This is a genomic window from Endozoicomonas acroporae (genome assembly GCF_002864045.1).
Classification (GTDB): domain Bacteria; phylum Pseudomonadota; class Gammaproteobacteria; order Pseudomonadales; family Endozoicomonadaceae; genus Endozoicomonas; species Endozoicomonas acroporae.
This window is the reverse complement of the sequence record NZ_PJPV01000012.1, coordinates 1-8,542: the sequence shown is the minus strand read 5'-3', so window position 1 is coordinate 8,542 and position 8,542 is coordinate 1. Positions and strand designations below refer to the sequence as shown.

The 8,542-nt window shown below is 50.9% G+C and carries 3 protein-coding genes; all 3 read left to right on the top strand.

The window, feature by feature from the left end; all coding sequences use genetic code 11:
* A partial coding sequence (locus CX664_RS02580; protein WP_145999769.1) for a DUF1601 domain-containing protein occupies positions 1-1,766 on the top strand: 1,766 nt, incomplete at its 5' end.
* A 105-nt stretch (positions 1,767-1,871) separates the two neighbouring features.
* A complete protein-coding gene (locus CX664_RS02575) occupies positions 1,872-4,889 on the top strand; it encodes an RAP domain-containing protein (protein WP_101745219.1) in 3,018 nt (1,005 codons plus the stop codon).
* 98 nt (positions 4,890-4,987) lie between these two features.
* A complete protein-coding gene (locus CX664_RS02570) occupies positions 4,988-8,278 on the top strand; it encodes an RAP domain-containing protein (protein WP_101745218.1) in 3,291 nt (1,096 codons plus the stop codon).
* Positions 8,279-8,542: the final 264 nt, after the last annotated feature.

Genomic DNA, 8,542 nt, shown 5'->3' with positions numbered 1-8,542 from the left:
CTGTGGCCGCGCTGTTACCCCTCGTGAACGCACAGAAAGACCCATTTCTTCCTCAGCATATCGCCAATCTGCTGTGGGCCATAACGAAACTGGTGGACAACGGGCAGGCGCAGACACCAGAGTTCAACGAGGCCGTGATCACGCTGTTGCCCCTAGTGAACGCACAGAAAGACCAATTTAATGCCCAGGGCATTGCCAACCTGCTGTGGGCCATGGCGAAAATGGTGGAAAACGGACAGGAGCACACACCAGGGCTCAAAGAGGCCGTGGCTGCGCTGTTGCCCCTCGTGAACGCACAGAAAGGCCAATTTATTCCTCAGGGTATCGCCAACCTGCTGTGGGCCATGGCAAAACTGGTGGACAACGGGCAGGAGCAGACACCGGGACTCAACGAGGCCATGGCCGCGCTGTTGCCCCTCGTGAACAGACAAAAAGCCAACTTTAAACCACTGGAAATCGCCAACCTGCTGTGGGCCATGGCGAAACTGGTAGACAATGGGCAGGATCAGACACCAGGGCTCAACGAGGCCGTGACCGCACTGATGCCTCTCGTGCATGCGCAAAAAGCTAACTTTCAACCACAAGGTATCGCCAACCTGCTTTGGGCAATGGCGAAACTGGTCGACCACGGGCAGGACCGGACACACCCGCCCATCGCGGCTGTGGCCGCACTGTTGCCCCACGTGAACGCACAGAAAGACCGATTTAGTGCCCAGGGTATTGCCATCCAGCTGTGGGCCATGGCGAAGCTGGTGGACAGCGGGATGGAGCAAACACCAGAGTTCAAACAGGCTGTGGCAGCGCTGTTGCCCCGCGTGCATGGACTGAAAGACCAATTTAGTGTCCAGCATGTCGCCAACCTGGTGTGGGCCATGACGAAACTGGTAGACAACGGACAGGAGCAGACACCAGGGCTCAACGAGGCCGTGACCGCGCTGTTGCCCCTGGTGAACGCGCAGAAAGACCAATTCAGTACCCAGGGTATTGCCAACCTGCTGTGGGCCACGGCCAAACTGGGTGAACTCGTTGAGCTGAACGTGGCTACCTCTACATTCCAATCGCTGGTCTATCGCATCCGTGAGAACCTGCAGCTTTCTCAGAAAGAGATATCGATGTCTCTCTGGGGAGTCATGGTATGCTGTGCCAGGTTGGCTCTGGAGTCCAATGCCAATCAACAACATAACGTGTTTGAAAAGCACATGGATAACCTGTTGACTCGCCTGGAAAATACCTCGCCAGGTCATAAAGAGGATCAATACACCATGATCATGGCCGCAAGTTGGCTTGGCAGAGCGTGTCCGGTCGCCTGCCATTACCAGACAACCGTTTCAAAACGACAATCCAACTTCCGCGATCAACTCCAATTATGTATGCCCTCTTTGAAAATTGAAGAAGAAAAGAGTCTCAACTCATTACCTCCGGTTGACCTGCTACTGCCAGATCACAACATGGTGATTGAAATTCAGGGACCGTTTCATTACGTGGGTGGTGATTTCAACACCAGGAATGGTTCGACTCTGCTGAAAATCGCACTGTTGCAAAAAGCAGGATTTGAAGTCATTGAAATCCCGGCTAACCAGGTTCTGAACAAAGATTTAATGAAACCATATATTGATCAAATAAAAATCAGGACAGGCATCCCGCCACAGGGGCATGGCTTTGTATCACGTAAAAGAGCGTGGACAGATGCTGCACACGTGACTGGTGAAGAACATTCAGAAGAGCAAACCAGCCCGGCAAAGAGGAAGAAAACAAACGGCCAGTAATCGCCTTCCTCCCATCATGACTCAAGTAAACTTTTCCGCAAAATGAACTTCTGAGCAGAACAGCAGTCTGCTTTTTATATTTTCATGAATTAATGAAATATAATTATGGATAGAAGTTCTGCTGGCATCAGTGGTAAATACACAACATCAGATAACGGTTACAACCAACCGAATGACCATGCCCCCTCTTCAAGGCGTGGGCGATACAGACATGCCACAGTCAGACAATCGGATAACCCTCCCCACACTGCACCGGGTCGCAATGAATTTTACCAGTCTTCTGACACACGCTCTTCGCAATATCTAATGCGCCGTTCTATAAACCAGGCCCAGGATTTTAATGCCCTTCTCAAACAGGAAATAATGGCTGGCCTGTTGAGTAAATCGGATCGTTTCGGCCATCGCTATGATGGTAGAAATCACGGTCAGTATGCCAGTTCAATTAAAAAATACTCATCAGCAGCTAAAAGACCGTTAAATCGAACAGAACAAAGCCAGCTGATGCGTTTGCTGCAAAATTTTACAGCAACACGGAGGTGGAATTGGCGAAGCCTGACGACAACACTTCATTCGTTGACGTCAGCGGGCGTTTTTACCCCTCATAAACCCATGAATGAAGTTGTTAAACGTACTCAAACTGCCTTATTGTCAACACTGCTTGATCCAATAATATTCAAGTGCAAGCAAAAACCTCCAGCAAGGGATATTGATGCCCAGGGTGTCGCCAACTTGCTGTGGGCCATGGCAAAAATGTTGGACAACGGGCAGGAACGAACACCAGAGTTCAACGAGGCCGTGGTCGCTTTGTTACACCACGTGAACGCACAGAAAGACCAATTTAATGCCCAGCACATTACTAACCAGCTGTGGGCTATGGCCAAACTGGTGGAAAAAGGGCAGGAATGGACACCAGTGCTTAAAGAGGCCATCGCCGCACTGTTACCCTACGTAAACGCACAGAAAGCTAAAAAACCGCAGGAAATTGCCAACCAGCTGTGGGCCATTGCAAAAATGGTGGACAACGGACTGCAGCGAACACAAAGGCTAAAACAGACCATGGCCGCACTGTTACTGCTCGTGAGCACACAGAAAGCCAACTTTGGACCACAGGGTATCACCAACCTGATGTGGGCCATGGCGAAACTGTTGGACAACGGGCAGGCGCTGACGCCAGAGCTCAAAGCGGCAGCGGCTGCGCTGTTGCCCCATGTTAATGCAAAGAAAGACCAATTTATTCCTCAGCATATCGCCAACCTGCTGTGGGCCATGTCGAAATTGCTAGAAAACGGACTGGAGCGGACACCAGAGTTCAACCAGGCCACTGCCACGCTGTTACCCCAAGTGAACATAAAGAAACACCAATTTAATACTCAGGGTATCACCTGCGTATTGTGGGCCATGGCAAAACTGGTAGACAACGTGCAGTATTGGACACCTGGGCTCAAGGAGACCGTGACTGCCCTGTTGCCTCACGTGAACGCACAGAAAGACCAATTTATTCCTCAGCAAATCGCCAACCTGCTGTGGGCCATGGCGAAACTGGTAGACAACGGACAGAAACTGACACCGGGGCTCAAAGAGACCCTGGCCGCTCTTTTGCCCCGCGTGAACATACAGAAAGACCAATTTATTACCCAGGGCATCGCCAACCTGCTGTGGGCCATCGCGAAACTGGTGGACAACGGGCAGAAGTGGACACCAGGGCTCAACGAGTCCGTGGCCCTGCTGTTGCCCCGTGTGAGCGCAAAGAAAACTAACTTTAAACCCCAGGAAATCGCCAACCTGATTTGGGCCATGGCAAAACTGGTGGACAACAGGCTGAACCTGACACCAAGCCTCAAAAAAGCCGTGGCCGCGCTGTTGCCCCATGTGAACGCGCAGAAAGACCAATTTATGCCTCAGCATATCGCCAACCTGCTGTGGGCCGTGGCGAAACTGGTGGACAACGGGCAGGCGCAGACACCAGAAATCAAAGAAACCGTGGCCATGCTGTTGCCCCAGGTGAACGCACAGAGAGCTGACTTTAAACCACAGGAAATCGCCAACCTGTTGTGGGCCATGGCGAAACTGGTGGACAACGGGCAGGAGCGTACACTCAAGCTCAACGAGGCCGTGGCCGTGCTATTGCCCCACGTGAACACACAGAAAGCGAACTTTAAACTACAGGAAATCACCAACCTCCTGTGGGCCATGGCAAAACTGGTGGACAACGGACAAGGGTGGACACCAGAGCTTAAAGAGGCCGTGACAGCCCTGTTGCCACAAGTAAACACACAAAAAGATCAGCTTACTCCTCAGAATATCGCCAACCTGCTATGGGTCATGGCAAAACTGGTGAACAATGGGCATGAGCGGACACCAGAATTCGAAGAGGCCGTCGCCGCGCTGTTGCCCCACATAAACACACAGAAAGCTAACTTTAAACCACAGGAAATTGCTAACCTGCTGTGGGCTGTGGCGAAACTGGGAGAATTCGTTGCGCTGGAGGTGGTTACCTCTACGTTCGAATCGCTTGTTTACCGAATCAGTGAAAATCCTCAGCTCTCTCAGAAAGACATATTGATGTCCCTCTGGGGAATAATGGTATGCTGTGCCAGGTTGTCTCTGGTCTCCCATGCCAATAAAAATAACAGGCTTGAAAAGTACATGGCTGACCTGTTTGCTCGTCTGGAAAATACATCCCCGGACAATGTAGAGGATCAACGCATTATTGCCATGGCCGCAAGTTGGCTTGGCAAAGCCTGTCCGGTCGTACCCCACTACCATAACATCATTTCAAAACCTCAATCCGACTTCCGCAATCAACTCCAATCATGCATTCCCTCTTTGAAAATTGAAGAAGAAAAGAGTCTGAACTCATTACCTCCGGTGGACCTGATACTGCCAGATCACAACATGGTGATTGAAGTTCAGGGATCGTCTCATTACGTGGGCGGTGATTTCAAAACCAGGAATGGTTCTACTCTGCTGAAAATCGCACTGCTGCAAAAAGCAGGATTTAAGGTCATTGAAATTCCGGTTAACCAGCTTTTGAGCCAGAATTCGATTAAACGATGTATTGATCAAATAAAGACCAGGGCAGATATCCCGCCACAGGGGCATGGCTTTGTGTCACTTGCTTAAAACGCGGCGCAGATGCCCCATAAGTAGTTAACCAAATGAACTTCTGTAAAGAACCGCAGTCTGCTTTTTATATTTCCATGAATTAATGAAATATAATTATGGATAGAAACTCTGCGGGTATCAGTAGTCAATACACAAGGTCAGATAATTGCTACAACCGACCGGATGGCCATCCCACTTCTCCTTCAAGGCGTGTGCAATATAGACATGGCCCAGTCAGACAGAGGGATAATTCCCTCCGCACTACCCCGGGGCGTAATGAATTTTACCACTCTTGCGCTGCACGCCCTTCTCAATATCTACTGCGCCGTTCTGTAAACCATGCTCAAGATTTTAATGCTCTCATTAAACGGGAAATAATGGCTGGTCTGGTGAGTAAATCGAATCGTTTTGGTCATCACTATGATGGGAGAGATCACGGTCTATATGCCAGTTCAATCAAAAAATACACGTCAGCGTCTAAAAGATCGTTAAATCGAGCTGAACAAAGCCAGCTGATACTTTTGCTGCAAAATTTTACCGCAACGCCAAGCTGGAATTGGCTAAGCCTGACCACAACACTTCATTCATTGACTTCAGCCGGTGTTTTTACTCCCCATAAACCCATGGATGAGCGTGTTAAGCTTACTCAGGCTGCCATACTGTCAACCCTGCTTGAGGCAATCATATTCAAGTGCAACCAAAAACCTCAAACCAGGGATATTGATCCCCAGGGTGTCGCCAACCTGCTGTGGGCCATGGCAAAACTGGTGGACAATGGGCAGGAGCGGACACCAGAGCTCAACAAGGCCGTAGCCGCGCTGATGCCCCACGTGAACGCACAGAAAGACCAATTTATTCCTCAGCATATCGCCAACCTGCTCTGGGCCATGACCAAACTGGTGGACAACGGGCAGGGGTGGACACCTGGCCTCAAGGAGGCTGTGGCCGTGCTGTTGCCCCACGTGAACACACATAAAGCCAATTTTAAACCACAGGGCATCGCCAACCTGCTGTGGGCCATGGCGAAACTGGCGGACAACGGGCCGCAGTGGACACCAGAATTCAAAGCGGCCGTGGCCGTACTGTTGCCCCATATCAATGCAAAGAAAGACCAATTTAATGCCCAGGGTATCGCCAACCTGCTGTGGGCCATGGCGAAACTGGTGGACATCGGGCCGCAGTGGACACCAGTGTTCAACGAAACCGTGGCAGTGCTGTTGCCCCACGTAAACGCACAGAAAGCTCACTTTACACCACAGGAAATTGCCAACCTGCTGTGGGCCATGGCAAAACTGGTGGACAACGGGCAGAAGCAAACAGCAGAACTCAACGAGACCGTGGTCGCGCTGTTGCACTGCGTAAACGCACAGAAAGACCAATTTATACCTCAGCATATTGCCAACCTGCTGTGGGCCATGGCGAAACTGGTGGACAACGGGCAGGAGCGGACACCAGAACTCAACGAGGCCGTGGCCGCACTGTTGCCCAACGTGAACGCACAGAAAGACCAATTTAATGCCCGGGCTATTGCCAACCTGCTGTGGGCTATAGCGAAACTGGTGGGCAGCGGGCTGGAGCGGGCACCACGGCTCAAAGAGGCTGTAGTCGCGCTGTTGCCCCACGTGAATGCACAGAAAGCTAACTTTAAACCACAGGGCATCACCAACCTCCTGTGGGTCATGGCGAAACTGGTGGACAACGGCCAGGAGCGGACACCAGGGCTCAAAGAAGCCGTGGCCGCGTTGTTGCCCCACGTGAACGCACATAAAGCTCACTTTAAACCACAGGAAATCACCAACCTGCTGTGGGCCATGGCGAAACTGGTAGACAACAAGCAGGAACGGACACCAGAACTCAACCAGGCCGTGGCCTCGCTGTTGCCCCACGTGAACGTTCAGGAAGCTCGCTTTAAACCACAGGAAATTGCCAACCTGTTGTGGGCCATGGCAAAACTGCTGGACAACAATCAGGAGCGGACACCAGAGTTCAACGAGGCCGTGGCCGTGCTGTTGCCCCACGTGAACTCACAGAAAGCTAACTTAATACCACAGGAGATCGTCAAGCTGTTATGGGCCATGGCGAAACTGGTGGACAACGGGCAGGAACAAACACCAGAGCTCAAAGAGGCCGTGACCGCGCTGTTGCCCCACGTGAACGCACAGAAAGACCAATTTAATCCCCAGGGTATCGCCAACCTGCTGTGGGCCATGGCAAAACTGGTGGACCACGGGCAGGAGCAGGCACCAGAACTCAACGAGACCGTGGCTGCGCTGTTGCCCCACGTGAACACACAGAAAGACCAATTTATTCCTCAGCATATCGCCAACCTGCTGTGGGCCATGGCGAAACTGGTGGACAACGGGCAGAAGTGGTCACCAGGGCTCAACGATGCCGTGGCCGCACTGATGTCACACGTGAGCACACATAAAGACCAATTTATTCCTCAGCATATTGCCAACCTGCTGTGGGCCATGGCAAAACTGGTGGACTCCGGGCAGGATTTGACACCAGGTCTCAAAGAGGCTGTAGCCGCTCTGTTGCCCCACGTGAACGCACAGAAAGATCAATTTATTCCTCAGCATATCGCCAACCTGCTGTGGGCCATGGCAAAACTGGGCGAACTCATTGAGCTGAACGTGGTAACCTCCACGTTCAAATCGCTTGTCGAGGGAATCAAAGACAACCCTCAGTTCTCTCAGCAAGCGATATTGATGTCCCTTTGGGGAGTGATGGTATGCTGTGCCAGGTTATCTCTGGTTCCCAATACCAGTAAAAGTAACGTGCTGGAAAAGCACATGGATGACCTGTTTAACCGTCTGGAAAATACATTCCCGGACAATGAAGAGGATCAACGCACCATTGCCCTGGCTGCAAGTTGGCTTGGCAGAGCGTGTCCGGTCGTTCCCCATTACCAGACAACTTTTTCAAAACGTCAATCCGACTTCTGCAATCAACTCCAATCATGCATTCCATCATTGAGGATTGAAGAAGAAAAGAGTCTGAATTCATTACCTCCGGTTGACCTGCTACTGCCAGATCACAACATGGTGATTGAAGTTCAGGGCCCCTCTCATTACGTGGGTGGTGATTTCAACACCAGGAATGGTTCGACTCTGTTGAAAATCGCACTGTTGCAAAAAGCAGGATTTGAGGTCGTTGAAATTCCGGTTAACAGGCTTTGGAATCAGGATTTAATGAAACGATGTATTGATCAAATAAAGACCAGGAGAGGCATCCCGCCACAGGGGCATGGCTCTGTATCACTTAAAAGAAGGTGGCCAGATGAGGCATACGTTACTGTTGATAAAGCCAGGCAACCCTCAGATCACGGTTTCTTGACTGTCGAAGAAAATTCAGATGAGCAAACCGGTAAACCAGCAAAGAGGAAGAAAGCAAACAGCCAGTAATTGCCTTCCTCCCATCATGACGCAAGAATCTCTTTCACATTCCGGGAAGGAATGCAGTGTTGAACTCCTGTTGTCCATACATCTCGCCCCGGGTGATTTGAAAATAACGAATTGATGGCATCAGGAGTAGTTGTATTTCCCCAGCCGTTTACGTTTAAGTAGTTGGCCAAATGGAATCGTATATTTCTGGCTAAGTGGGCAGTTACTATGCAAGGCACAACGTAGGGAGCATAGCCGTAGCTATGTGACCGGAGTTGTAACGCC